Source organism: Nocardia sp. PE-7 (assembly GCF_030486425.1).
Classification (GTDB): domain Bacteria; phylum Actinomycetota; class Actinomycetes; order Mycobacteriales; family Mycobacteriaceae; genus Nocardia; species Nocardia salmonicida_A.
This window is the reverse complement of sequence record NZ_CP129614.1, coordinates 2,504,943-2,528,866: the sequence shown is the minus strand read 5'-3', so window position 1 is coordinate 2,528,866 and position 23,924 is coordinate 2,504,943. Positions and strand designations below refer to the sequence as shown.

Sequence of the window (23,924 nt, the reverse complement as noted above, 5' to 3'; positions counted from 1 at the left end):
CGGATCTTCATCCGATCAGATGATTATGACCGCTGCCGATCGGTGTTGACTACGTCACATCCCGCTCTTCCTCACGACGCAGGAGCCGCACTCATGGACGCCATCGCGACCACCCCGCCGCCGGTCAACGAGCCGGTCGGCACTTTCGCTCCGGGCAGCCCGGAACGGGCTCGCCTCCAGACCGCGCTCGCCGAGTTGTCCGCCTCCCCCACCGAGATCGCCCACGTGATCGGCGGCCGCCATCTACCCGGCGACGGCCCCGCCTTCGACGTGGTTCCACCACACCGCCACGGCGCCGTCCTCGGCACGCTGCGCGACGCGAGCACCACCGAAACCGCCGCCGCGGTCGAGGCCGCCTGTGCCGCGGCGCCCGCCTGGCAGGCGATGCCGTTCGACGACCGAGCCGCGATCTTCCTGCGCGCGGCCGATCTGCTTTCCGGGCCGTGGCGCGAGAAGATCGCGGCCGCGACGATGCTCGGGCAATCCAAGTCCGCCTATCAGGCCGAGATCGACGCCCCGTGCGAGCTGATCGACTTCTGGCGATTCAACGTGTCGTTCGCGCGCGAGATCCTCGCCGGGCAACCGGTCTCCTCGCCGGGTGTGTGGAATCGGATGCAGTACCGCTCGCTCGAGGGGTTCGTCTACGCGGTGACGCCGTTCAACTTCACCGCGATCGCGGGCAACCTGCCCACCGCCCCCGCGCTGATGGGCAACACCGTGGTGTGGAAGCCGGCCAGGAGCCAGGCCGTGGCGGCCTACCTGACGATGTGCCTGCTCGAAGCCGCCGGGCTGCCGCCCGGGGTGATCAATCTGGTCAACGGTCCCGGTCCGGTGATCTCCGATGTCGTGCTGGCCGACCCACGGCTGGCCGGCGTGCATTTCACCGGGTCCACGGCCACGTTCCAGCACCTGTGGCGCGAGGTGGCCCAGCGCTTGGACGGCTACCGCACCTATCCTCGGTTGGTCGGAGAAACCGGCGGCAAGGACTTCGTGCTCGCGCACCCGTCGGCTGATCCGGCGGTGCTCACCACCGCGCTCATACGCGGCGCGTTCGACTATCAGGGCCAGAAATGTTCGGCCGCCTCCCGGGCGTTCATCCCGCGTTCGGTGTGGGCGGCGATGTCGGAGGACCTGATCGAACGGACGTCGGAGCTGCGCTACGGCGATGTCGCCGACTTCACCAATTTCGGTGGGGCGCTGATCGATCGACGCGCCTTCGACCGCAATACCGCCGCACTCGAGCGCGCCAAGGCCACACCGGGTCTGACCGTGGTGGCGGGCGGACACAGCGACGACAGCGTCGGCTGGTTCGTCGACCCGACCATCGTGGTCGGTGACGATCCGGGCGACGAGATGTTCCACACCGAGTACTTCGGCCCGATCCTGGCGGTGCACGTCTACGACGACCGCACCCCGACCGCGTTCGCCGACGCGATGGACCTCGTCGACAGCGGCAGCCCCTACGGCCTCACCGGCTCGGTCATCGCCCGAGATCGCACCGCGATCACCGAGGCGACCCAGCGACTCACCTTCGCCGCGGGCAATTTCTACATCAACGACAAACCGTCCGGGGCGGTCGTCGGCCAGCAGCCCTTCGGCGGCGGGCGTGCGTCCGGCACCAACGACAAGGCCGGTTCCCCACAGAACCTGCTGCGCTGGACCTCCGCGCGCACGATCAAGGAAACCTTCGTCGCGCCGACCGAGCACCGCTACCCCCACCAGGCACCGGAGGTCGACTGATGTCGGTGCTCCTGCGTTCGACCATGCTCGCCGCCGCGCGCTCACCTCGACTGGAACGCACCGTCACCCGGCTGCCGGTCAGCCGGGCGGTGGTGGCCCGCTTCGTCGCGGGCACCACGACCGAGCAGGTGGTGCGTGCCACCGAAACCCTCTTGCGTTCGGGGCGTTTCGTCAGCATCGACTATCTCGGTGAGGACACCACCGACCTGGCAGGCGCCGAGGCGACCCTCGCGCAGTACCGGACCCTGATCGCCGCGCTCGGCGCCCTCCCCCAGTCCGAGGTGGCGACGGGAGCTGTTCGGCCACTGGAGGTTTCGGTGAAACTGTCCGCGCTGGGACAGGCCGTGCCGAGCGACGGTCACGCCATCGCGCGCGAGCACGCCCGCCAGATCTGTGCCGCCGCCGAGGCCGCGGGGATCTGGGTGACCGTCGACGCCGAAGACCACACCACCACCGATTCGACGCTGTCGATCGTGCGCGAACTCCGCGCCGACTACCCGTGGCTGGGCACGGTGCTGCAGGCGTATCTGCGCCGCACCGAGGACGACTGCCGCGCGATGGCGGGGCCGGGGTCGCGCATCAGGCTGTGCAAGGGCGCCTACGACGAACCGAAGTCGGTCGCCTTCCGTGACAAGGCCGAAGTCGACGCGTCGTATCTGCGGTGCCTCGGCGTGCTCACCGCGGGCGCGGGCTATCCGATGATCGCCTCGCACGACCCGGCGGTGATCACCGCGGCCGCGGACGGGGTGCGGGCGGCGCAGCGCAAGACCGAGGAGTACGAGTACCAGATGCTGTTCGGCATCCGGCCCGACGAACAGCAGCGACTCGCCGCCGCGGGCAACCACGTTCGGGTCTATGTCCCCTACGGTGACCAGTGGTACGGGTATTTCATGCGCAGGCTGGCCGAAAGGCCCGCCAACCTCGGGTTCTTCCTCCGCGCACTGGTCGGCTCGCGGGGAAGATGACCGGCTCGGTCGAACAATCATTGCCGCTGAACATTATTCACTCTCGGTGACCGCGCCGTGCGCGTGGCGGTGTACTCGCAGGAGCCCACCGTGACGCGGCGGTGTGCGCCGATGGAAGGAAACGCGAATGTCTTTCGCAGAGCTGCGCACCCAGATGTTGCGTCGCAAACCACTGATAGAGGTCGACGACGAGATCCCCAGTGACGAGCGGCTCGCCAAATCACTCGGGCTCTGGCAGCTCACCGCGATCGGCGTCGGCGGCATCATCGGTGCGGGCATCTTCACCCTGGCGGGCTCGGTCGCGCACTCGGTCACCGGTCCGGCGGTGCTGATCTCGTTTCTGATCGCCGGTGTGGCCAGTGCCGCGGCAGCGCTGTGCTACGCCGAATTCGCCGGCATGGTCCCGAAAGCCGGGTCGGCCTACACCTACGGCTACGTCTCGCTCGGTGAGCTCGCCGGCTGGTTCATCGGCTGGGACCTGCTGCTCGAGTACATCGCGGTGGCGGCGGTGGTCGCGATCGGTGTGTCGGGGTACTTCGGGTTCCTGCTCGATCAGATCGGACTGACCCTGCCGGAGTGGATGCTCGGCGCGCCCGATACCGGCGACGGCCGGGTGATCGACCTGTTCGCGGTGCTGTTCTGTCTGGGCACCGCGTGGGTGCTCTCGCGCGGTATCGCCAGCGTCGGCCGGTTCGAGACGATCGCGGTCGGCATCAAGGTCGCCCTGGTCGCGCTCATCGTGGCGCTCGGGGTGTTCCACATCGACAGCGCCAACTACGACCCGTATTTCCCGTTCGGCACCGGCGCGGTGTGGACGGGCGCGGCGACGGTGTTCTTCGCGGTCTTCGGTTACGACGCGATGAGTACCGCGGCCGAGGAGTCCATCGACGGGCGCAAGCACCTGCCCAAGGCCATCATCTACTCCCTCGCCATCGCGATGGTGCTCTACGTGCTGGCCACGCTGGTGCTCACCGGTATGCAGAAGTACACCGAGATCAGCCCGACCAGTGGTTTCTCCACCGCGTTCGAATCGGTCGGGATGCCGGGCGTCGCCAATATCATCGCGGTCGGCGCGATCGTGGGCATCGTCACCGTCGTGCTCACCTTCATGCTCGGCGTCACCCGGGTCTGGTTCGCGATGAGCCGCGACGGGCTGCTGCCCCTCTGGTTCGCCAAGACCCACCCCACCCGCAAGGTGCCGACCAGGGTCACCTGGATCGTCGGCTTCGGTGCCGCGATACTGGCCGGCGTGCTGCCGATCAACACCGTCGCCGAGCTCACCAATATCGGCATCCTGATGGCCTTCATCGTGGTGTGCGTCTCGGTGATCGTGTTGCGGCGCACCAGGCCCGACGCCCCGCGCTCGTTCCGGCTGCCGTTGATGCCGGTGATCCCGCTGGTCGGGATCGGTTTCTCGGCCTACCTGATCTGGTCGCTGCCGTGGGAGACCTGGGTGCGGTTCGCCGGGTGGCTCGTGGTCGGTCTGATCGTGTACTTCGCCTATTCGCGCAAGCATTCGGTGATGAACCGGACCGCACCGGAACCTAGCGACTAGGTCCTCGGCCGACTGTGCTGTGATGGGTCGATGAGATCGGAGCGGGACGCCGCCGCGGCGGGCGCGAGACCGGTGCGCGCGCCACGGCGGCGGGATCCGGCGAAAACCCGCGAAGCCATCATCGACGGGCTGCTCGCCGCTGTCACCGCAGGCGATTTCGCGCCGACAGCGCGCACGATCGCCGCCAGGGCGGGCACCTCCGAACGCAGTGTGTTCGTGCACTTTCCCGATCGAGAAGCGTTGCTCGTGGCCGCGACCGAACGCCAGTCCGAGATGGTCGAGGCATGCCTGATGACCCCTGATCCGTCGCCCGCGCTGGCCGAGCGGATCACGAGCGCGGTCCGGCAGAGCGCCGCGATCTTCGAGCTACAGCGGGTGCCCCGGCTGCCCGGTCTGCAGGAATCCCGATCGATCGACGCGATCGACGCGCGAATGCGACGCACCGACGAACGGATCCGCGCCGTCCTCGGCGCGCTGTTCGCCCCCGAACTGATCCGACCCGACGGTGAGTCCGACGACGGGCTCCTCGATCTGGTCGACGGCGCCCTCGGCTGGCCGATGCGCCACCATCTGCAGGACCGGCGCGGACTGACGGCCGAGCAGGCCTCGGCGACGATCGAGCGTGCGGTCGGGTCGCTACTCGCTCAGCGCTGACCCCGGCACGAGCACCCGCTTGAGGATCTTGCCGGTCTCACCACGCGGCAGGGCGGTCAAGAACGTGACGTCGCGCGGGACCGAGAATCGGCTGAGGCGGTTACGGATATAGCTCCGCACCATGTCCGAATCCAGGCCTGCCCCTTCGCGTTTCACCACGAACGCGGCCAGCCGCTGGCCGAACTCCCGGTCCGGGACGCCGACGACGGCGACCTCGCTGATCTGCGGCAGATGGGCGAGTGCCTCCTCGACCGGGCGCGGGAAGACGTTCTCACCACCGGAGATGATCATCTCGTCGTCGCGGCCCGCGACGAACAACCGCCCCGCGGCGTCGAGGTAGCCGAGGTCGCCGGTATCGAGCATGCCGTCGGCCTCCTCCGGCGGCGCGGAGTTCACATAGCCGTCGAAGAGCATGTGGTTGGCGACGAAGATGTGCCCGGTGGAGCCGACCGGCACCGGACGCAGATCGGGACCGAGCACCGCGACCCGGGTGCCCAGCGGCGGGCGGCCCGCGGTGGTGGGCGATACCCGCAGGTCGTCGGGGGTGGCGACGCTGGCCCACGACACCTCGGTGGAGCCGTACACGTTGTAGAGCACGTCGCCGTAGCTGTCGAGGAATCGCAGCACGGTGGCCCCGGCCAACGGCGCGCCACAGCTGACCACGAATCGCAGACTCGACAGATCCAAGCCCGCGCGCACTTCCTCGGGCACCTCGAGCAGTCGTTCGACCATGGTCGGCACCACGATCAACGTGGTGATCCGGTGTTCGGCCACCGCGCGCAGGCACTGCATCGCGTCGAAACCGTCCGAGAGCACCACGGTGGCGCGCAGGGCGGTGCTGAGCTGCAATCCGGCCAGACCCCAGGTGTGGAACAGGGGCGCGGGAATGAGCATCACCTCCTCCACGCGCAGCGGAATCCGGGAGAGCAGTGCGGCGATGGTGCCGAACCCCTTGGCGTGCGGGCGCCGCGCGCCCTTCGGCGAACCGCTGGTGCCGGAGGTGAGCACGATCAGCCTGCCGGGATGGGCCGGCACCGGGAAGTCGGTGTGCGCCTGGCCGATCAGGTCGTCGATGGTCGTGCGGTCAGGATCGGGCGGACAGTCGTCGGTGGTGTAGCGGGGTACCTCGCCGTGCAGGTAGCGGATCAGTGTTTCCAGCGCACCGTCGACGAAGACCGAGCTGAGCCGGTGCCGCTGCACGATCTCCTCGATCCGCCGCCCCGACAACCCCGCGTTGAGCAGCGCCACGTCGACGCCGAGTTTGCCTGCCGCGACCATGGTTTCGACCATGCCCGCGTGATTGCGGGCCAACAGGCCGATGGCGTCGCCCTTGCGCAGACCGATCGAGTACATCGCCGCGGCCAGCGCGGTGGATCTGGCGTCGACCTCGGCGAAGGTGCGACGCCCGCCGCCGTCGATCAGCGCGACCCGATCCGGGGCGTAGGCCGTCCCCGCCGCGTAGCCGCCGGCCAGGTTGAAGCCCCACTTCGACAGGGACCGAAGCTGCTTCATGATCGACACCGGCTCGGGCCGCATCAGCCCGGTGGCCGCGATACTGCGCGCCACCCCGGCGTTTCGCCGCACCATCGAGCGTTCGGCATTGACCACCACCGACGAACGGGTGCCCGCGATCGAGTCGGCGGTGCGGCGCAGGCCCGCCCTCACCCAGTCGGTGACCAGCGAATTGCCGCCCTGCTCGAGCAGGGGATGAATACGCGCCACCGCGAAAAGGGTGATATCCAGCCGCGTGCGCTGCTGGTCGCCACGCAAACGAACCGCGGCGAAGCTGCCGAGCTCGGGGCTGCGCAGTTCGAAACTCTCGTACCAGCGGCCGATGACGAGGATGAACTCGTGCGTGCGGATACCGCCGCTCGCCGACCCGATCCGCACCTGCCAGTGGACCGCGCCGTCGGGGCGTTCCACCGGTTCACAACTGCCGATACCGGTGAACATGCGTGGGTAACTCTGGGGATCGAGTAGTACATCCCACAACGCTTGACGCGCGATCGTGAAATCCGCGCTGACATCGATGACGTCGGTGACCAAACTCCGTGCTCTACTTCCCGTCGGCCTGTTCGACCCAGTTGGTCGGCGGGCAAAAATGGGCGCTGTGGTCGATACCACCTCGCGGGTCGCCACGCTACCCCGCAGCGGCGCCCCGTCATCAAGAATCGGACAAAACCGGTGGTTCGGGACCGATTCGGCCGGATTTTGGTCGCAGGGCCACACCTGCCGACATCGCCGATGTGAAACTGTCCAATCCCTTGCACACCCTTCGGGGATGCCGAAGTATTGCTGGCAGTACCGACCCGATCTGCAGGAGTCGCCGCGATCCGCGGCACGACGAGCGAAGAGGTGTGGACATGACAGCGAGCTGGCCGAGTTCTCGGGACCCTTTCGACGACATCTTCCAGCGGTTTTTCGGTTCCGGAATGTCATCGAAACCACCGGTACAACGCATCGATCTCGGCAGGCTCATGACCGACAACGCGAAGTTGCTGGTCGGTACGGCTCGCGAGGCGGCCCAGGATTGGGGCAACCCCGACATCACTCCCGAACACCTGCTCTACGCGGCCACCGAAGCAGAACCCGGGCGCAGCATCGTGGCCGAACTCAGCCTGGACCCCGACCAGGTCGCCGAGCAGATGCAGGACTATCTCGACACCGGCCGACCCAGCGAGGACGACCTCGCCGACATCACGCTCAGCCCCGCCACCAAGGTCGCCCTGCGTGCGGCCCAGCGGCAGGCGGCCCAGTCCGGCGCCAGCTACATCGGCCCCGAACACATCCTGCTCGGCATCGCCTCACTGCCCGACAGCGTCGCGGCACAGGCCCTGGTCGCCGGGATCGCGGCCACCGAGAGCGGTGGTGTGCCCGCGCCGGGCACCCCGATGGCGACCGCGCCCTCGAAGCGGCAACAGCCGGAATCGGATACACCTACCCTCGACGAATACGGTCGCGATCTCACCGCCGAAGCCCGCGAGGGCCTGATCGACCCGGTGGTCGGCCGCGCGGAGGAGATCGAGCAGACCATCGAGATCCTGTCGCGGCGGCGCAAGAACAACCCGGTGCTGATCGGCGATCCCGGCGTCGGCAAGACCGCGATCGTGGAGGGGCTGGCCCAGCGCATCGTCAACGGTGACGTGCCGGTCACCCTCGCCGACCGCCGCGTCATCGCCCTCGATGTCGGCTCGCTGGTGGCAGGCAGTAAGTACCGCGGCGAATTCGAGGAGCGCCTGACCAAGATCCTCGACGAGGTCCGCGCCCACAAAGACGAGTTGATCGTGTTCATCGACGAGCTGCACACCATCGTCGGCGCCGGTGGCGGCGGCGAGGGCTCGATGGACGCGGGCAATCTGCTCAAGCCCGCGTTGGCCCGCGGTGATCTGCACGTCGTCGGCGCGACCACCATCGACGAGTACCGCAGATACATCGAGAAGGACGCCGCCCTGGAACGCCGGTTCCAGCCGGTGATGGTCTCGGAGCCCTCGGTGGACGACACCATCGAGATCCTGCGCGGTCTCGCCGACGTGTACGAAGAGCACCACCAGGTGCGCTTTTCCGACGAATCGCTGGTCGCGGCCGCGCAGCTGTCGGATCGCTACATCACCGACCGGTTCATGCCCGACAAGGCGATCGATTTGATCGACCAGGCGGGCGCGCGGGTCCGGCTCCGTTCGGGCACCCCCGATCCGGCGGTGAAGGCCAGGGACGAGGCGATCGCGCGCCTGTACCGGGAGAAGGACGCCGCGGTCGACAACGAGGACTACGAGAAGGCCAAGGCGCTCAAGGCCGATATCGCCGCCGCCGAGGAGGAACTGGACGAGTCCGGTGCGACGTCCTCGGAGCCGATCGTCGACGTCGTCGACATCGCCGAGGTGATCTCCAGGCGCACCGGCATTCCGGTGGCCGATCTGACCGCCGAGGAGAAGCAGCGCCTGCTCCAGCTCGAAGACGTCCTGCACAAGCGGGTGATCGGGCAGAACGAGGCGATCGTGGCGATCGCCGAAGCGGTCCGCCGGGCCAGGGCCGGACTCAAGGATCCGAACCGGCCGATCGGATCGTTCCTGTTCCTCGGTCCCACCGGTGTGGGCAAGACCGAGCTGGCAAAGGCCCTGGCGGAGGCGGTCTTCGGCGACGAGGACCGGCTGATCCGGTTCGACATGAGCGAATTCCAGGAGAAGCACACGGTCTCGCGGCTCGTCGGCGCCCCGCCCGGATATGTCGGCTACGACGATGCCGCGCAGCTCACCGACAAGGTGCGCCGTCAGCCGTATTCGGTGATCCTGTTCGACGAGGTCGAGAAGGCGCACCCCGATGTGTTCAATGTGCTGCTGCAATTGCTCGACGACGGCCGCGTCACCGATTCCAAGGGCCGGACAGTCGATTTCAAGAACACGATCGTGATCATGACGTCCAATATCGGTTCACACGTGATCCTCGAGGCGCCTCCCGGCGACCTCGACTCGATCGTGCCGCAGCTCGAACAGCTACTGCGCCAGCACTTCCGGCCCGAGTTCCTCAATCGCATCGACGAGCAGATCGTGTTCCACCGCCTCGACTCCGAGCAGTTGGAACAGATCGTGGAACTGATCCTGGATCGCACGCGTCGCATGCTCGCCGCCCAGGACATCGAACTCGAGATCAGTCGGTCCGCGGTGGACTGGTTGGGCGAGCGGGGTTTTCAGCCCGAGTTCGGTGCGCGCCCGTTGCGGCGCATCGTCCAGAAGGAGCTCGACAACCGGGTCTCGCGGTTGTTGCTCGACGGCGGGTTGGAGCCGGGTGGCAGGGTGAAGGTCGATACCGCCGACGACGATCTGGTCGTCACGGCGGTGAACCCGGGCCCACCGGAGTCCAACGGTTCGCCCACGCCGACCCCGAAGAAGGCGGCGAAGAAGCCCGCCAAGAAGGCCTCGGGCAAGAAGAGTGACGACAAGAAACTCGCATCGAAATAGCGGAAACACGACTGTGGCCCGGTTCGCGAGAACCGGGCCACAGTGTTCACGCCGGGGTCAGCCGCCGCTGACCACACAGGATTCCCCGAAGCGGAAGCCTCGGCCGACCGACACGTTCGCGCCGCTGGCGATGCCGTCCTGGACGGCGGTCAGCGCGTGGGGGCCGGTGTAGGACGGCACCCAGTTGAACATGGCGACGCCATCGGTCGGGGCGACCACGGCCAGCAGTACGCCGTTGTCGTAGAAGGCGACAGGAATGATGCCGACGCTGAGCCTGGCCAGCAACTGGTGGGTGCATCCGGTGCCGTAGTTGGTAGCCGAGCCGACGCTCAGGTTGGGTTTCACGGTCAACTGCGACACACCGGCCGAGGCGCTGGGAGCGCCGATCGTCGTGGCCAGCAACGCCGTCCCGATAGCGGCGACGGTGATGGCGAATTTCCTGTCACTCATATCTCACGTCCTTGTGCTGCGGGGCCGACCGAACGCGAGGCCGGCGAGTCTGTCTCATCCTCACCCCATCGCGGGACCGATGGTGGGAGAACACACGAACCGTTTCGCCGACCTCGTCGTGCCGTCTACACCCGCGACCAGAGTGCGGGCGTATTCGGCGGCGTCCAGTTCGGGTCGTGCACCGTGTGCGCCTGCCTGCAGCTATAGGTGGCGCCCTGGTAGGTGACCTTGTCGCCGATGGCATAGGTGGCGCCCTGACGCCACGACGATCCGGCGGGGGCAGTCGTGGTTGCCGGGTGCTCGTGCCCCGGGGTGGTCGTCGTCGGCGGTTTCGTGGTCGTGGCAGGCGGTTTCGTGGTCGTCGCCGGTGGCGTGGTGGTGGGGGCGGGGGTGCTGGTGGTCGGCCGGGCCGTGGTGGGCTTCGGAGTGGTCGTAGCCGGAGGGGTGCCGCCACCGCCACCCACCTCGAGATCGACGCAACTGTAGAAGGCCGCTGCGGTATCACCGATATTCCATACCGCACGCAATTTCTGACGACCGGAATAGTTCGACAAATCGACGGTGTGGGTTACTTCCATGGCGGGCTGTTCGTTTCGACCGTCGAACACGGCAACTCTGGTATTGCCGATGAAGTACTCCCAATTCAGCGTGCGATGGTTCGCGGTATTCTTCCACGTGAAACTCGCACTGGTGGAGACTTTCTGCGGAACCCACCCGAGACTGTCGTCGTCGAGCTCGGGATATTTGTTCGCACTGCAGTTGGTGAGCCCCTTCGAGCCCTCCACGCTCTGCGGTTCGTATTTCACCGCACCGCAGGGCACGAGGCCACGGGCGCATTGTTCCTGCCTGCTCGCCGGTCCGGTGATCCAGCCGTGCGCAGTGGCACTTCCGGCGGGCACCACCGCGGTGACGACGGGCGCCAATGCCATTGCTCCGGCGAAGAACAGAATTCGACTTCTCACTATCAATACTCCTTGGAAACGCACACGGAGGACGGCAGGGGCCGGCTTGCCGTCCGGGAAACATTTCGAGCGATGACACTGAACACTTCGATATCGAACTGTGACACCGAACATTAGGGTGACAAAGATCAACCGTCAACCGTTCCGGTAGCGGAAAATACCGTTACCGGCCGGTATTCACAGACCGTTTCGCAGCCGTGCGAATTCGGCGAACAACTCCGTTTCGAACCAACCGGTACCCATTGATGGCAACCGATTGGTTAATCCCGCAGCTATTCAAGGTGTACAGATTTGCCAGGAGTTGTCGATAGGTAGCCATGTTGGCAACAAGCCGCCTTACTGTTCGGGAGTGGGTACCCGCTGCAGGGGCATGGCGAACTTTGCGCGACTCCTCTGAAATCAGTGGGGGCCGTCTCGAATCAGCCGAGGAACGCGAGGATTCCGGCGGTGATGAGCTCGGCGTAGCGGGCTCGCCCCTCCGGGGTCTCGATGAGCGCGGCATCGATGGCCGAGCGCATGTTCCCGCATTCGACCAGGGCGCTCGGCCGCTCGGCCAGGTTGAGCCCGGCCAGATCAGCCCGCGGATCCAGTCCCGCAGACCCCACGTAGGTCGACGGCACCGCGCCTCCGGCGACCATGGCATCGCGCAGCGCAGTCGCCAGTCGCGTCCCCGCCTCGGCCTGCACCGGGTTCAGCGGAGGTTCGGTATACGCGATGTGGAATCCGTGCGCGCCCGCGCCGGTATTGCCGTCGGCGTGGATCGAGACCACCGCGTCGGCGCCCGACTGGTTCGCGATGGCGGCCCGCTGGTCGACGCACGGTCCGACGCCCGCGTCGTCGGCGCGCGTGAGGATCACCCGCACACCGCGCGCGGCGAGGGCGTCACGCACCCGCAGGGTGACGTCCCAGGCGAACTCGTGCTCGGGGTAGCCACTCGCCGCCGAGGTGCCGGTGGTGTTGCAAGCTTTCGTTCCGCCGCGCCCGTCGGGCACCGGCGCGTTGATCTGCGCGAGATGGTCGGCATTGCCGCCGTTGTGACCGGGATCGAGGACAACGGTGCGGTTCGCGGCGGGGGAAGTCGGCGGCACGACACTCTCCGAGGAAACGGCCGTCGCGGTCGGCGTCGGCGGGTTCGCATCCGTGGTGGTGGACGCGCATCCGGCGAACAGCGCTGTCGTCGCGAGCAGGCAGGCGGGCAGGAACAAACGGGTCGCACCCCGCCACCGTGCCACACCCGGCGACGAGGCGAGTCGGTCCGCGCCGTGTCACGCTCGCGGCCCGAGGCCGACCGCCTGCCGGATACGGCATCGCTACCGAATCGGTGGCTCGTGACCGGCACCGAACCGCGCTCAGCCGTGGGTGATACGCAGGGGAAGAGTCGCGTGGCGGCGGGCGAACAGGCTGGGCACCCAGCGGGGCGGCTCCGCATCGATCAGGCTGAACTGCTCGGTGCGGTCGAGAAGCAGGGTGAGCGCGGCGGTTGCTTCCAGTCGGGCCAGCGTGGACCCGATGCAGAAGTGGGCTCCCGCGCCGAACGCCGCGTTGGCACGTGCGCGCGGGCGGTCCAGGTCGACGACGTCCGGATCCGGGTAGGCGGCGGGATCACGGTTGGCGGCTCCCCACAGCAACAGCAGATGACTCCCGGCGGGCAGGTCGACGCCGGCGAGCTGCGTGTCGGCGACGACGTGGCGGTGGTGGCCACGGAAGGGCGACTCCAGGCGCAGCACCTCGTCGAGGAACGCGGGGACGAGCTCGGGGCGTTCGCGCAGACGGGTCTGCAGGTCGAGATCGGTGGCGAGCAGTCGCGCCGCCGAGGCGATCAGACCCGCGGTCGACTCCCCGCCCGCGCCGATCAACTGCACCACGATCAGCACCGCCTGCTGTTCGTCGATCGTGCCCGCCGCCATTGCCGCGACGAGCACATCGAGCAGTGTGCGCGGCGAATCGGGATCCGCCACGCGATCTTTCGCGTCGCTGATCGCCAGGTACGCGTAGTGAGCGAGCTCGGCCGCCGAGGTGATCAGCGCCGGCATCCGGCCGTCGGCAACGACACCGCCCAGCATTTCGGTGGAGTCGTAGGCCAGCGAGAGCAGTGTCGGCACATCGGCGCCCGGCAGTCCGAGGAGTTCGGCGATCAGCGCCAGCGGCAATCGATCGGCGATGCCGGTAGCCCAGTCGATCCGGTCACCGTCGAGTTCCTCCGTCCACAGCTGTTCGGTCAGCGCAGTGACGGCCGGGGCCAGCGTGCGGACCCGTTTGGCCAGGGCCGGTCCGACGATGGCGCGGTGCGCGGCATGAACCTCGCCGTCGGCCGTGGCGAGCACGTGGACGCCCTGCCCGGTCGCGTCGAGATCGAAGGTCATCGGCGCCGCACCCGGCTGGGCGACGAGCACGCCGGTCAGATGCGAGGAGAACTCCGCCGGGCGTCGGGTCGCCTCGGTGACCGCGGCCCACGAGGCGACGAGAAAGAAGTCGGTCCCCGGCACCCGGTAGACCGGCGCTTCCTCGCGCAGGGTGCGGTACATCGGGTACGGGTCGTCGAGCACCGCCGCGTCGAACAGGTCGATCGCTTCGAGGTCTGTGGTCATGGCCGCCGCCTTTCCTGGTCAGGCTGTCGGCGCTCACGGTGCATCGCGGAGAACCACACGGTCAATGTCTGTCTCGGTGTGAGACGGTGTCGCGATATCGCCGTCGCCGGAACCACCCACGTACTCCTTCGAAAAGTCCCTCTAGCTCGCCGGATTCAATCAGACAGACAGGGCAGAACGTCTCAGAGTGAGACAGCGCTGTGGGAAGATTCGCCGATGACCGACCATGTGGACTGGTTGACCGGCGGTGACCGGCGCACCATCGCCGTCGACCGCATCGAACGCGCCGCCCTCACGCTGTTCCTCGAACACGGCATCGACAACGTCACCGTGGAGGACATCGCCGCGGCCGCAGGATGCTCGCGCGCGACGCTGTATCGCTACGTCGGCGGCAAACCACACCTGGTGCGCGCGGTGATGGTCAGGGCCGCCGGGTCCGTGGTCGCGCGGGTCGAGTCGGTCCTCGACTCGGTCCCACCCGCCCGCCGACCCGTCGAAGCCATCCTGGCCGCCGTCGCCGCGATCCGCGCCGACCCGGTGCTGCGCCAGTGGCTGATCCGGCACCGCTCCCCCGACACCGACGAATTCCTCGCCGCCGCACCGGAACTCGGTCACATCGCGACCGCGCTGACCAGCATCGCCCCGGACGACGAGGCCGCGGGCTGGGTCGTGCGCGTCGTCTTGTCGCTGCTCACCTGGCCGCTGCCCGACGCCACGGCGGAACGCCACCTGGTCGAACGATTCGTCGGGCCCACCCTGCGCGCGGGCTGACCCCGGCGAGCACGCGGCTCAGCCGCGGTGGTGGCGACTCTCGTAGGCCACGCGCTCGACCTCGGCCCGACGGCGTTCGGCCTCGTTCGCCAACTCGGGATCGAAGCCGTGGCTGACCAGGCGGTGCCGCCGGTACACATAGACCAACGCCACAGTGAAGTAGACCAGCGGCAGATACAGCAACGCCATCATCGACAGCCCGATCCACAGCGGGCCGGGCACCAGCAAGAACAGGCACAGCACCGGGAGCACGGGCAGCAGGAAACGCATCAGGTATCGGCGGGTCGCGCCGGGGCCGGTGAGGTCGGCCAGCACCCAGTCCGCCATCGAGGGCGGCAGGGTGCCGCCGGTGAGGTAGCGAACGCGCTGCCAGAGATTCGGGGTCGAGTTGCTCACTGTTGCTCCCTCACGTCGGAGGCGCGGCGCGCGGCGGCGTTCACCCGGCCGAGGACATCGCGCAATTCTTCCAGATCCGCCAGGCTCACCCCGAGGCGTGCCACGACGGCGGGCGGGATCTGCTCGGCTTGTTCGCGCAGGTCACGACCTACTTCGGTGAGGTCGATGTGCAGCGTGCGCTCGTCGAGCGGATCGCGGCGGCGGGTGATGAGACCGGCGGATTCGAGCCGCTTGAGCAGTGGTGACAACGTCGCGGAGTCGAGCTGGATCGCCTCGGCCACGGCCTTCACCGACATCGGCGCCTCACCCCACAGGGCGAGCATCACCAGATACTGCGGATGCGTCAGGCCGAGCGGTTCGAGCAGCGGCCGGTAGACCGCCAGCACCGATCGATTGGCCACCGCCAGGGCGAAGCACACCTGCCGGTCGAGCCGCAACGGATCTTCGAGCTCTTGCATCGTCCACCACCTTCCTTAGCCCACACACTATTACGCCACTAATAGTTAGTGCAATAACTATTAGTGGCGTCACAGATGACGGAAGGACGATCCGCATCAGTCCTCGTCGACGACCAGCGGCTCCCCGGCGGCGGCGCGGCGGACCTTCTCGCGGCCGTTGTCCTCCTCGGTGCGGCCCTGACGCCAGTAGCCGGTGAAGGTGATCGCCCGTTTGTCGACGCCTCGGTCGCGGACGAGATTGCGGCGGGTGAGCTTCACCAACTCGGCCTCACCGGAGATCCACACATAGGGCGCGCCCGCGGGGAGCTCGGCGGCGCGGACCGCCTCGACCACCGCGTCGCCGTACCGACGATCGCCGCGGTGTACCCACTCGATCCGCACGTCGCCGCGCGTCTCGAACGACTGCTCGTCGGCCGGACCGTCGACCTCGATGAACGCCCGCACCGGCGCGCCCACGTCGAGGCGTTCGATGATCGCGCCGATCGCCGGCACGGCGGTCTCGTCACCGACGAGCAGCTGCCAGTCGGGATCGACCGGCGGAGAGTAGAGCGCATGCGGCGGGCAGAGCAGGCCGATCTCGTCGCCCGGTGCCGCGGTCGACGCCCAGTCCGAGGCGGGGCTGGCGTGCTCGGCGTGCAGGACGAAGTCGATGTCGAGCTCGCCGAGTTCGGGTCGCTGCGCGCGGACGGTGTAGGTCCGCATCGGCGGGCGGATCTCGTCGGACATCGCGAGATAGCGCTGGTACCAGCTCATTACGCTGCCGGAGTCTTCCAGGGGCGGCGGCACGACCGGACGTGGTCGACCCGGGAGTGGGAAGAAGAGCTTCGTGTATTGGTCGGGCCCGGCGTCGACGAGGGCGGCCGGATCCTGGCAGCCGAGGGTTATGCGCACCATGCGCGGTGTCAGCCGTACCGCGCGTCGCACCGTCGCCGACGCGTAGACCATGGCCGGTCGATTCACAGTCTCAGTTGCCATTAGGCAAGGCTAACCTATTGCAGGTTCGGACTGGCCGCCTCAGTCGACAGCGAGGCCGGAAACGAGCTGCTCGATCACCGCGCGGACAGCGACGATATCCCCCGTGTCTGCCGAATGCGCCAGATATTGCGCCGCCTCGTCCAGCGCACCGACCACCACCAGCGCCAGCGGCCGCACCGGCTGCTTCCTGACCCGGCCTGCGGCCATGGCCCCGGCCATCGCGTTCTCCACCAGACCGATGGTGTGGCGCAGTTCGATCTCGCGCCAGCGGGCCCACCCGAGCACCGCGGGCGCGTCCAGCAGCGCGATCCGGCGCACCTCGGTCGCGGTCGAGGCCTGCAACCACGCCAGGCAGCCCACGATCAGGCTCTCGATCGGATCCTCGGCCCTTGCCTCGGCGACGGCGGTGGCGATCACCTCGACCAGGCTGCGCTCGAGATCCTCGAACACCGCCTCGAACAGATCCCGCTTCTCGCTGAACTGGTGATAGAGCGCGCCGCGGCTGACCCCGGCGGCCTCGGCCACCGCGATCGTGCTTACCGCGCCGTACCCGAACTGCCCGAACAGCTCTCGACCGGCACGGATCACCGCGGCACGCGTCGAGGCCGAGCGTTCGGCTTGGGTCCGGCGATCAGGATTCATGGCGACGTCGAAGTCTAGGGCAGGACGGGGGCCGCAGCAGATCCGAGGCCCTTCGCCCCTTGACCGGCCACACCGGGTTCGGGAACATACAGTCATCCTGTTTGTAATATTGGAAGGGCTTGGGGACCATGTCCGATGCCACCAAAAATTTGTTCGAGCGCTATCACGCCTGTTGGGCCGAGCGCGACCCCGACCGGATCGCCGCGCTACACACGCCCGATTCGGTCTTCCACCTGCACTCCGGGGGCGCACCCGCGCACGGGCGAGCCGAGATCCGCACCGCCGCGGCGGACACCTTCGCCCTCGTCCCCGATCTGACCTTCACCCAGGTCGACCTGCGCGTCGGCGACGACTTCTGGGTGGTGCGCTGGAAGCTGTCCGGCACCTCGGCCACCGGCGGCGCCGTCGATGTGGATATCGCGGACATGGTGACCGTCGAGGACGGCGCGGTCAAGGCGAAGCACACCTACGTCGACGGTGTGGCCATGCAGGCCGCACTGACCGCGCCCTCCGAGATCGCCTGAGCCACCGCGCTCGCCGGTGTCCCCCGCCCGCACCATGTCGTGCGGGCGGATTCAGGGCATCGGCAGTGGCGGTGTCTGCGGGAATTTCACCGGCAGCGCCGCGAGCGACCGATGGAACGGGCCGGGCCGCCATACCAGTTCCTCGACGGGCACGGCCAGGGTCAGTTCCGGGAGCGCATCGAGCAATTGGTCGATCGCGTCCTGCACGATCAGGTACGCCACCGGCTTGGCCGGACACCCGTGCGGGCCCGCGCTCCAAGCCAGGTGCGCCCGATTGTCGACGACATCGCGCCCGGCGATGGCCGGATCGTTGTTGCACGCCGACATGCTGATGACAACCGGTTCGTGCGCGGGCAGCCAGGTGTCCTCGACCAGGATCGGCTGACGCGGGTAGGTCATACAGAAGTTGGCCAGCGGCGGGTCGGTGAACAGCACCTCGTCGAGCGCGTCGCGCGTGGACAGGCTGCCGCCGAGCACATCTCCCGCGAACCGGTCGTCGGTGAGCATCAGCCGCAACGTGTTGACCACCAGGTTCAGCATCGGCTCGATGCCCGCGCCGTAGAGCACCAGCAGTTGGTGCACCATTTCCTCGTCGGTCAGCGCCGCCTGGTGATGGAGCAGACGGGTGGCGACATCGTCACCGGGTTCGCGCTGACGCAACCCCACCAGATCCGCCAGCGCGGAGGCGAGCAGGTTGTTGCCCGCCTCGGCGTCGTCGCCTTCGAAGATCTGCGCCATGCCGGTCGCGACCTGCTGCCCGATCTCGGGGGTGCACCCGAGCATCGAGTTCAGCGCCTGGAACACCAGCGGAAACGCGTACTGACTCAACAGGTCCGCGGATCCGGTCGCGCAGAAGCTGTTGATCAGCGGGATGGCGAACTGTTCGACGGTGCTGTGCATCGCGTACAGATCCACCCCGGCGAGCCCGGCCACATTGGCCTGCCGATACCGGGTGTGCTCGGCGCCGGTGGTGCGCAACGCGGCCGGACGGAATTGCAGCATCGGCAGGACCGGGCAGTCCAGCGGGATATCGCGTTCCCACATCCGTGGGTCGGCCGGAAAGTGCTCCGGATCGTTGAGGATGCGCACGGCGGTGTGGTAGCCGACCACCAGCGTGGCCCGAATGCCCGGCGACAGCTCCACCGGCACCACCGAGCCGAACCGGCTCCGCATCTGCTGGTAGGCCGCCTGCGGATCCGCCGCGAACTCGGGTGCCCACATCGCCACCCGCTCGCCGGCGGCGATATCGACCGTCATGACGCTGTTGCTTCCTGTCTACGAAAGAGATATTCCGCCAAGGTGATCAGTGCGCGCAGCCCCTGATCACGGCGACGTGCGTCGAGTGCGATCACCGGCGTATCCGGTGCGAGGTCGAGTGCCTCACGCACTTCTTCGAGGGGATAGCGGCGGAATCCCTCGAATTCGTTCACCGCCACCGCGTACGGCACACCACGCTGTTCCAGCGCCGAGAGCACGTCGTCGGCCTTCTCGATACGCCGGGTGTCGACGAGCACGAGCGCGCCGAGAGCGCCACGAGCCAGTTCCTCCCACAGCGGGGCGAACCGTTCCTGGCCCGGTGTACCGAACAGATACAGCGCCAGTTGGGAATTCAGGGTGATGCGGCCGAAATCCAGGGCGACAGTGGTGGAAACCTTGCTTCCCAACCCCGCCATGTCGTCGACACCGATGCTGGCCTCGGTGATCGTCTCTTCGGTCCGCAGTGGCCTGATCTCGGAGACCCCACACACGAAGGTGGTCTTGCCGACGCCGAAATTGCCTGCGACCAGGATCTTCACCGACCGTGTCACGGTTTCCGCGACGTAGTCGACCTCATCCCGCAATGGCGCGGAGGCCATGCAACACCTCCTTGATCAATGCGAGTTCCGGCTTCACCTGTGCCGGGCTGGGGCAGTGCAGGTGACCGCTGTCGAGCAGATCGGAGACGATGATCTTCACGACGGAGGCGGGCAGGTCCAGATAGGCCGACAGTTCGGCGATCGACAGCGCGCCTCGGCGGCTGGTGAGTGCCAGCAGGCGACGCTCGTCGGGGCGGTGATCGGGACGTGCGTCGTCGACGGCACGGACCAGCGTCACCAGATCCAGATCATGGGCGGCGCGCACCCGGCCGCCGGTGCGCACATAGGACCGCACCAGGTCGGGATCTCGCCTGCCGCGGCTCAATTCCTCCCGCCTAGGCGGGGCGCGCTTCCGATCTCGTGACCGACGCGCGAGGCCAGTTCGTTCATCCGATGGGCCACCAGCGCCACGTCGACATCGGGCGTGGTGGCGACACCGAGCAGGGCGCCCGCGCCCGCGGCGGTGATCATGATCATGCCCTCGTCGTACTCGGTCATGTTCTGGCGCACCGTATTCGTCGGGCCGCCACAGAATTCGCCGAGCGCCTTACCGAGCGAGCGCAGGCCGGAGGCGGCCGCGGCGAACCGTTCGGCGTCGTCTTTGCTCACGCCACGGGAGTGGGCGATGCGCAGTCCGTCTTCGGACAGCAGGACAGCGAAGCGGACGCCGGGGATCTCGAGATCCTCGAGCAGCCACGCCAATCGGTTGGTGCTATCGGCTACCGGTGTGCTCATCGGCTGTTCCTTCCGTGGTTCGCTCGGCCGCAGCGGCACGACCGCTGCGGGATCCGCTGCGCCAGGCAGCGGCGAGGTCGGGGCGCGCCTGCCCCGACTCCGTGATTACCCCCGCCGAATCCGGGGCAACCGGTCTGCGGCGACGCTTGGGCAGGCCGCCGCTGGTGATCTCGTGGACATCGGCGCCGGGTGATTCCACCTCGGCGACCGGCACGGGAATATGGGCCGGCGCGGCGAGTTCGGGCTCGGGCAGCCGCGGTGCGTCCCCGCTCACCAGCAGCGCCGACGGCACGTACACCATGGCACGCATGCCACCGAAGATGTTGGGCCCGTCGACGTGCACGGAGAATCCGTAGCGCCGGGCCAGAGCCGCGATACCGGGGAAGCCGACCTTCGGCGCGGGACCGAGATCGTGGATGTCGACCGGACGTTCGCCGCTGAGCACCAGGCGCGCGTCCTCGAGCTGCTCGGGGCTCATGCGCATGCCCGCGTCGTCGATGATGACGGTGACGCCGTGATGGCCCTCCTGGAAACCGATCTCGACGAACGACGACGGCGGCGAGTAGCGCAGCGCGTTGTCGAGCAGTGTCGCCATCGTGTGCACGAGCGGTTCGACCGCGCGGCTGATCACGATCCGGTCGGACTGCGCCGCCCGCACGCGCAGGAATTCCCTGACCCGCCCGGTGGCGCCGCCCGCCACATCGGTGAGCGACTGTTGTGGCCACCGACGTCCGGGCAATCCACCGGAGACGATCACGTAGGACTGCGCCTGCCGGATCATCTGCTGCACGGTGTGGTCGATCCGGGTGAGGGTCTCGTAGATCGCGTCGTCGCGGTGTTCGCGCAGCGCGGCACTGACGACCTGACCGAGGTCGGTGCCCAGGCTCACCACCGAGGTGCCGAAGGATCGAACCGCGGCGCTCGTGGCTGCCCGCGAGGACGCCGAGAGATCACCGCGGGTCTGCTCCTGCGCTGCCTGTATCTCGCTCAGGCGACGTTGCTCGCCATAGCGTTCGACCATCGCTCTGGTTTCCTCGGCGACCACGCGCAGATCCTCGGCATGACCCGTGGCGATCCACTGCAGCGCCTGGCCGAACTGAGAATCGCCCAGTTCCACCGGCAGATCCACGGCAACCGAAGGGATCTCGTGTCGACGCACGGCGGTGGTGATCGCGGGCAGCGTCACCTGCGCGAGCTGCATCAACGCGTTCTCACACGCGAGGCGTTCGCGGATGGCGGCGTCGGCGCGCTGGCGCTGTCGACGCTCGTTACGCATGGCAAACACACTGACCGCGATCGCGAGCAGTAACAGCGGCGCACCGATGACGAGCAACAGCACCGCGATTCCTGAGTTCATCAGATCTTTCGTCGTCCTCGACCACACGACGCTGTTGCCGGTGGCCCTCGCCGGCCGGCCCGCCGAGGCATTCGCTTTCCGCCGCAGGGTGATTTCGGATACCCGATTCACACGCCCCGCTTCGAGCGACCCGCACACATTAGCAGCACACGTAACGATCGCGACACGGATCACACTGTCAGACATCATGATTGCCGCCCGTATCAATCCACGCTACTGGACGGTTGATCTATTCTGGTTCGCTATGCCTCGAGCCGATGGTTATGGAACCCCGGGTACCGGATAACATCCCCAGCGTGGCGAAATTGAAGCTCTCCGTCGATGTCCCCGTCCCGCCGGACCAGGCCTGGGCACACGCGTCCGACCTTCCGCACCTCGGCGATTGGCTGACCATTCACGAGGCGTGGCGCGGCACGCTGCCCGAGGAGCTGACGTCGGGCACGGTTCTCGTCGGCATCGCCCGCGTGAAGGGCTTCCGCAACAAGGTCACCTGGACGGTGCGCACCGCCGAGCCGCCGCGCAAGCTCGCCCTCACCGGTACGGGTATCGGGGGCACCAAGTTCGGCCTCGGCATGGTCGTGGAACCGAACGGCACCGGGTCGAAGGTGAGTGTCGATATCGATCTGGGCGGCGCACCGCTGTTCGGCCCGATCGGATCCGCCGTCGCGAAGGCCCTGCGCGGCGATATCGAGCGCTCACTGGAGATGTTCGTCAAGCTCTACGGCTGAGCCGCTGCGCGAAAGCCCGGACGGAACATCGTGTTCTGTCCGGGCTTTCGTCTGCCCGGGGTCAGGCCAGTGCCACGGCCTCGGCGTCGATCGGCGCCTTCGGCTTGGTCCGCGGCAGGAAGAACGCCGGGATCAAGGTCAGCAGGGCGAGCACCACAGTGACCCAGTAGGTGTTGCTGAACGCTGTCGCCGCCAGCTCCAGCCCCTGCTCGAGGACCGAAGGCGGAATCTGCGCGGCGAGGTCAGGATTGGCGTTGGCGCCGATGGCCACCTTGGCCTCCGGATGATCGTTGAGCTGAGCGGCCAGCACCACCGACATCGTCGCCGTGCCGATCGACGCAGCGGTCTGGTTGATGATGTTCATCAACGTCGACCCGCGCGCTACCTGTGCGTGCGAGAGCGTCTGGATGGCGGCGGTCATCACCGGCATCATCGTGCAGCCCATGCCGAGCCCCATCACGAACAGCGCGCCACCGATCAGCAGGTACGAGGTGTCGGCGCCCAGCTGGGTGAACCCGGACAGGCCGAGGGTGATGAAGGTGATGCCGAACATGACGATCTTGCCGGGGCCGATCTTGTCGACCAGGAATCCCGCGACCGGCATCGTCAGCATGGCGCCGATCCCCTGTGGCGCCATGAGTAGACCGGAGTCGAACGCGGTTTCACCGCGAACCTGCTGCAGGTAGTTCGGCAGCAGGAAACCGGCGCCGAAGAACGCCGTCGCGAACAGCGACATGGTCAGCACGGAGAAGCGCAGCGACGGATTGGAGAACAGCCGCAGGTCGATCAGCGGATGGTCGGTGCGCAGCGCGTGGAAGACGAACGCGATCAACAGCACCGCGCCGATGACAGCCGGAATCAGCACGCGCGCGGCCAGGACAGTACCCTTCTCCGGAATGGAGGAGACACCGAACAGGAACAGCGCGAGGCCGGGCGAGGCCAACAGCATGCCGAGGAAGTCGAACGATTCCGACGGCTTCGGCTTGTCGGGAGCGAGCACGATCCACGCCAGGATCAGCGCGACGATGCCGAGCGGGAGGTTGATCAGGAAGATCCAGTGCCAGCTGAACGCGTCGATCAGCCAGCCACCGAGAATCGGACCGCAGATCGGGCCGAGCAGCATGGGTACACCGAGCACCGCCATCACACGCCCGATCCGCTGTGGGCCCGCGGCGTGGGTCATGATCGTCATGCCCAGCGGCATCAGCATGCCGCCGCCGATGCCCTGGATGACGCGGAATGCCACCAGCGACTCGATACTCCAGGCCATCGAACACAGCACCGACCCGATGATGAAGAAGGTCAGCGCCGCCATGTAGAGGCGTTTGGTGCCGAACCGGTCGGCGGCCCAGCCCGTCATCGGGATGACCGAGGCCAGCGCCAAGGTGTAGCCGGTCATGGTCCAGGCGACGACCTCGACGGAGGCGTTGAAGTCCTGCATGAAGGTCGGGATCGCCACGGTGACCACCGTGATGTCGAGAATCGACATCACGGCGCCGAGGACGACGACGCCCGCCACCTTCAGTACTGCGGCATCCAGCTTGTCGGGAGTGCGATCGGGCGCGGCGGCGCCGATATCCGGAGGTTTCGTCACCGGTTAACCCAAGCACTTT

At 67.6% G+C, this 23,924-nt stretch carries 24 protein-coding genes; 9 read left to right on the top strand and 15 right to left on the bottom strand.

Going from position 1 to position 23,924, the window contains the following annotated elements:
- Nucleotides 1-93: 93 nt before the first annotated feature.
- The 4 genes from pruA to QX204_RS11860 all read left to right on the top strand — a co-directional run bounded on the left by pruA (nt 94) and on the right by QX204_RS11860 (nt 4,914).
- Nucleotides 94-1,740: an L-glutamate gamma-semialdehyde dehydrogenase gene (gene pruA / locus QX204_RS11875; RefSeq protein WP_301906748.1), complete on the top strand. Its 1,647-nt coding sequence runs from the start codon at nt 94-96 to the stop codon at nt 1,738-1,740.
- The gene (locus QX204_RS11870) at nt 1,740-2,705 is read left to right on the top strand and encodes a proline dehydrogenase family protein (protein ID WP_301906746.1); all 966 of its coding nucleotides are present in this window, start codon (nt 1,740-1,742) and stop codon (nt 2,703-2,705) included. Before pruA ends, QX204_RS11870 begins: the two co-directional genes overlap by 1 nt.
- 127 nt (nt 2,706-2,832) lie before the next feature.
- Complete coding sequence (locus QX204_RS11865) at nt 2,833-4,260, top strand: amino acid permease (RefSeq protein WP_301906744.1); 1,428 nt, start codon at nt 2,833-2,835, stop codon at nt 4,258-4,260.
- Between the two features lie 30 nt (nt 4,261-4,290).
- Entirely contained in the window at nt 4,291-4,914 is a 624-nt protein-coding gene (locus tag QX204_RS11860) for a TetR/AcrR family transcriptional regulator (protein WP_301906742.1), read from the top strand.
- On the opposite strand, the gene QX204_RS11855 is transcribed toward QX204_RS11860, so the two are convergent.
- Nucleotides 4,897-6,960 (bottom strand): AMP-binding protein, encoded by a 2,064-nt coding sequence (locus QX204_RS11855; RefSeq protein ID WP_301906741.1) that lies wholly within the window; start codon nt 6,958-6,960, stop codon nt 4,897-4,899. The two genes, QX204_RS11860 and QX204_RS11855, sit on opposite strands and share 18 nt — an antisense overlap.
- A 317-nt stretch (nt 6,961-7,277) precedes the next feature.
- Between QX204_RS11855 and QX204_RS11850 the strand changes: the two genes are divergently transcribed.
- Nucleotides 7,278-9,869, top strand: coding sequence for an ATP-dependent Clp protease ATP-binding subunit (locus QX204_RS11850; RefSeq protein WP_301906740.1), 2,592 nt, complete (start codon nt 7,278-7,280; stop codon nt 9,867-9,869).
- A gap of 57 nt (nt 9,870-9,926) precedes the next feature.
- On the opposite strand, the gene QX204_RS11845 is transcribed toward QX204_RS11850, so the two are convergent.
- From QX204_RS11845 to QX204_RS11830, 4 genes are all read right to left on the bottom strand, one after another.
- Nucleotides 9,927-10,319 carry a hypothetical protein gene (locus QX204_RS11845; protein ID WP_301906739.1) on the bottom strand — a complete coding sequence of 131 codons (393 nt, stop codon included), beginning with the start codon at nt 10,317-10,319 and terminating at the stop codon, nt 9,927-9,929.
- A 125-nt stretch (nt 10,320-10,444) separates the two neighbouring features.
- On the bottom strand, nt 10,445-11,281 hold the full coding sequence (locus QX204_RS11840) for a carbohydrate-binding protein (RefSeq protein ID WP_301906738.1): 837 nt from the start codon (nt 11,279-11,281) through the stop codon (nt 10,445-10,447).
- Between the two features lie 419 nt (nt 11,282-11,700).
- Nucleotides 11,701-12,513, bottom strand: coding sequence for an N-acetylmuramoyl-L-alanine amidase (locus tag QX204_RS11835; protein ID WP_301906737.1), 813 nt, complete (start codon nt 12,511-12,513; stop codon nt 11,701-11,703).
- Nucleotides 12,514-12,630: 117 nt separating this feature from the next.
- Entirely contained in the window at nt 12,631-13,869 is a 1,239-nt protein-coding gene (locus tag QX204_RS11830) for a cytochrome P450 (RefSeq protein ID WP_301906736.1), read from the bottom strand.
- A gap of 216 nt (nt 13,870-14,085) precedes the next feature.
- On the opposite strand from QX204_RS11830, the gene QX204_RS11825 reads away from it, so the two are divergent.
- Nucleotides 14,086-14,640, top strand: a complete 555-nt coding sequence (locus QX204_RS11825; RefSeq protein WP_301906735.1) for a TetR/AcrR family transcriptional regulator — start codon at nt 14,086-14,088, stop codon at nt 14,638-14,640.
- Nucleotides 14,641-14,658: 18 nt separating this feature from the next.
- Here QX204_RS11825 and QX204_RS11820 read toward each other — a convergent pair whose 3' ends face one another.
- The 4 genes from QX204_RS11820 to QX204_RS11805 form a co-directional block, all read right to left on the bottom strand.
- On the bottom strand, nt 14,659-15,036 hold the full coding sequence (locus QX204_RS11820; RefSeq protein ID WP_301906734.1) for a DUF5313 family protein: 378 nt from the start codon (nt 15,034-15,036) through the stop codon (nt 14,659-14,661).
- Nucleotides 15,033-15,494 (bottom strand): MarR family winged helix-turn-helix transcriptional regulator, encoded by a 462-nt coding sequence (locus QX204_RS11815; RefSeq protein WP_301906733.1) that lies wholly within the window; start codon nt 15,492-15,494, stop codon nt 15,033-15,035. Before QX204_RS11815 ends, QX204_RS11820 begins: the two co-directional genes overlap by 4 nt.
- 96 nt (nt 15,495-15,590) lie before the next feature.
- Complete coding sequence (locus QX204_RS11810) at nt 15,591-16,469, bottom strand: siderophore-interacting protein (RefSeq protein WP_301906732.1); 879 nt, start codon at nt 16,467-16,469, stop codon at nt 15,591-15,593.
- A gap of 39 nt (nt 16,470-16,508) precedes the next feature.
- Nucleotides 16,509-17,111: a TetR/AcrR family transcriptional regulator gene (locus QX204_RS11805; RefSeq protein ID WP_301906731.1), complete on the bottom strand. Its 603-nt coding sequence runs from the start codon at nt 17,109-17,111 to the stop codon at nt 16,509-16,511.
- A gap of 128 nt (nt 17,112-17,239) precedes the next feature.
- Here QX204_RS11805 and QX204_RS11800 point away from each other — a divergent pair, with 128 nt between their 5' ends.
- Nucleotides 17,240-17,635, top strand: a complete 396-nt coding sequence (locus QX204_RS11800) for a nuclear transport factor 2 family protein (protein ID WP_301906730.1) — start codon at nt 17,240-17,242, stop codon at nt 17,633-17,635.
- Between the two features lie 51 nt (nt 17,636-17,686).
- Here QX204_RS11800 and QX204_RS11795 read toward each other — a convergent pair whose 3' ends face one another.
- The 5 genes from QX204_RS11795 to QX204_RS11775 are packed head-to-tail and all read right to left on the bottom strand — an operon-like array spanning nt 17,687 to nt 21,502.
- On the bottom strand, nt 17,687-18,892 hold the full coding sequence (locus QX204_RS11795; RefSeq protein WP_301906728.1) for a cytochrome P450 family protein: 1,206 nt from the start codon (nt 18,890-18,892) through the stop codon (nt 17,687-17,689).
- Nucleotides 18,889-19,491 (bottom strand): GTP-binding protein, encoded by a 603-nt coding sequence (locus QX204_RS11790; RefSeq protein WP_056817091.1) that lies wholly within the window; start codon nt 19,489-19,491, stop codon nt 18,889-18,891. The genes QX204_RS11795 and QX204_RS11790 overlap by 4 nt, the downstream gene beginning before the upstream one ends.
- Nucleotides 19,466-19,816 (bottom strand): DUF742 domain-containing protein, encoded by a 351-nt coding sequence (locus tag QX204_RS11785; RefSeq protein ID WP_301906727.1) that lies wholly within the window; start codon nt 19,814-19,816, stop codon nt 19,466-19,468. Before QX204_RS11785 ends, QX204_RS11790 begins: the two co-directional genes overlap by 26 nt.
- Complete coding sequence (locus tag QX204_RS11780) at nt 19,813-20,226, bottom strand: roadblock/LC7 domain-containing protein (protein WP_301906726.1); 414 nt, start codon at nt 20,224-20,226, stop codon at nt 19,813-19,815. The genes QX204_RS11785 and QX204_RS11780 overlap by 4 nt, the downstream gene beginning before the upstream one ends.
- Entirely contained in the window at nt 20,204-21,502 is a 1,299-nt protein-coding gene (locus QX204_RS11775; RefSeq protein ID WP_367620179.1) for a sensor histidine kinase, read from the bottom strand. Before QX204_RS11775 ends, QX204_RS11780 begins: the two co-directional genes overlap by 23 nt.
- Between QX204_RS11775 and QX204_RS11770 the strand changes: the two genes are divergently transcribed.
- Both QX204_RS11770 and QX204_RS11765 read left to right on the top strand, forming a co-directional pair.
- Nucleotides 21,501-21,869 carry a hypothetical protein gene (locus QX204_RS11770; protein WP_301908242.1) on the top strand — a complete coding sequence of 123 codons (369 nt, stop codon included), beginning with the start codon at nt 21,501-21,503 and terminating at the stop codon, nt 21,867-21,869. The genes QX204_RS11775 and QX204_RS11770 overlap by 2 nt on opposite strands.
- Nucleotides 21,870-21,879: 10 nt before the next feature.
- On the top strand, nt 21,880-22,311 hold the full coding sequence (locus QX204_RS11765; RefSeq protein ID WP_301906724.1) for a type II toxin-antitoxin system Rv0910 family toxin: 432 nt from the start codon (nt 21,880-21,882) through the stop codon (nt 22,309-22,311).
- A 61-nt stretch (nt 22,312-22,372) separates the two neighbouring features.
- On the opposite strand, the gene QX204_RS11760 is transcribed toward QX204_RS11765, so the two are convergent.
- The gene (locus tag QX204_RS11760; RefSeq protein WP_301906722.1) at nt 22,373-23,905 is read right to left on the bottom strand and encodes a DHA2 family efflux MFS transporter permease subunit; all 1,533 of its coding nucleotides are present in this window, start codon (nt 23,903-23,905) and stop codon (nt 22,373-22,375) included.
- Nucleotides 23,906-23,924 lie beyond the last annotated feature (19 nt).

Bases quoted from the DNA above. Each gene is read 5' to 3' on its own strand.
- pruA (WP_301906748.1), top strand. From the start codon at position 94: ATGGACGCCATCGCGACCACCCCGCCGCCGGTCAACGAGCCGGTCGGC.
- QX204_RS11870 (WP_301906746.1), top strand. From the start codon at position 1,740: ATGTCGGTGCTCCTGCGTTCGACCATGCTCGCCGCCGCGCGCTCACCT.
- QX204_RS11865 (WP_301906744.1), top strand. From the start codon at position 2,833: ATGTCTTTCGCAGAGCTGCGCACCCAGATGTTGCGTCGCAAACCACTG.
- QX204_RS11860 (WP_301906742.1), top strand. From the start codon at position 4,291: ATGAGATCGGAGCGGGACGCCGCCGCGGCGGGCGCGAGACCGGTGCGC.
- QX204_RS11850 (WP_301906740.1), top strand. From the start codon at position 7,278: ATGACAGCGAGCTGGCCGAGTTCTCGGGACCCTTTCGACGACATCTTC.
- QX204_RS11845 (WP_301906739.1), bottom strand. From the start codon at position 10,319: ATGAGTGACAGGAAATTCGCCATCACCGTCGCCGCTATCGGGACGGCG.
- QX204_RS11830 (WP_301906736.1), bottom strand. From the start codon at position 13,869: ATGACCACAGACCTCGAAGCGATCGACCTGTTCGACGCGGCGGTGCTC.
- QX204_RS11825 (WP_301906735.1), top strand. From the start codon at position 14,086: ATGACCGACCATGTGGACTGGTTGACCGGCGGTGACCGGCGCACCATC.
- QX204_RS11815 (WP_301906733.1), bottom strand. From the start codon at position 15,494: ATGCAAGAGCTCGAAGATCCGTTGCGGCTCGACCGGCAGGTGTGCTTC.
- QX204_RS11810 (WP_301906732.1), bottom strand. From the start codon at position 16,469: ATGGCAACTGAGACTGTGAATCGACCGGCCATGGTCTACGCGTCGGCG.
- QX204_RS11805 (WP_301906731.1), bottom strand. From the start codon at position 17,111: ATGAATCCTGATCGCCGGACCCAAGCCGAACGCTCGGCCTCGACGCGT.
- QX204_RS11800 (WP_301906730.1), top strand. From the start codon at position 17,240: ATGTCCGATGCCACCAAAAATTTGTTCGAGCGCTATCACGCCTGTTGG.
- QX204_RS11795 (WP_301906728.1), bottom strand. From the start codon at position 18,892: ATGACGGTCGATATCGCCGCCGGCGAGCGGGTGGCGATGTGGGCACCC.
- QX204_RS11790 (WP_056817091.1), bottom strand. From the start codon at position 19,491: ATGGCCTCCGCGCCATTGCGGGATGAGGTCGACTACGTCGCGGAAACC.
- QX204_RS11780 (WP_301906726.1), bottom strand. From the start codon at position 20,226: ATGAGCACACCGGTAGCCGATAGCACCAACCGATTGGCGTGGCTGCTC.
- QX204_RS11770 (WP_301908242.1), top strand. From the start codon at position 21,501: ATGGCAAACACACTGACCGCGATCGCGAGCAGTAACAGCGGCGCACCG.
- QX204_RS11775 (WP_367620179.1), bottom strand. From the start codon at position 21,502: ATGCGTAACGAGCGTCGACAGCGCCAGCGCGCCGACGCCGCCATCCGC.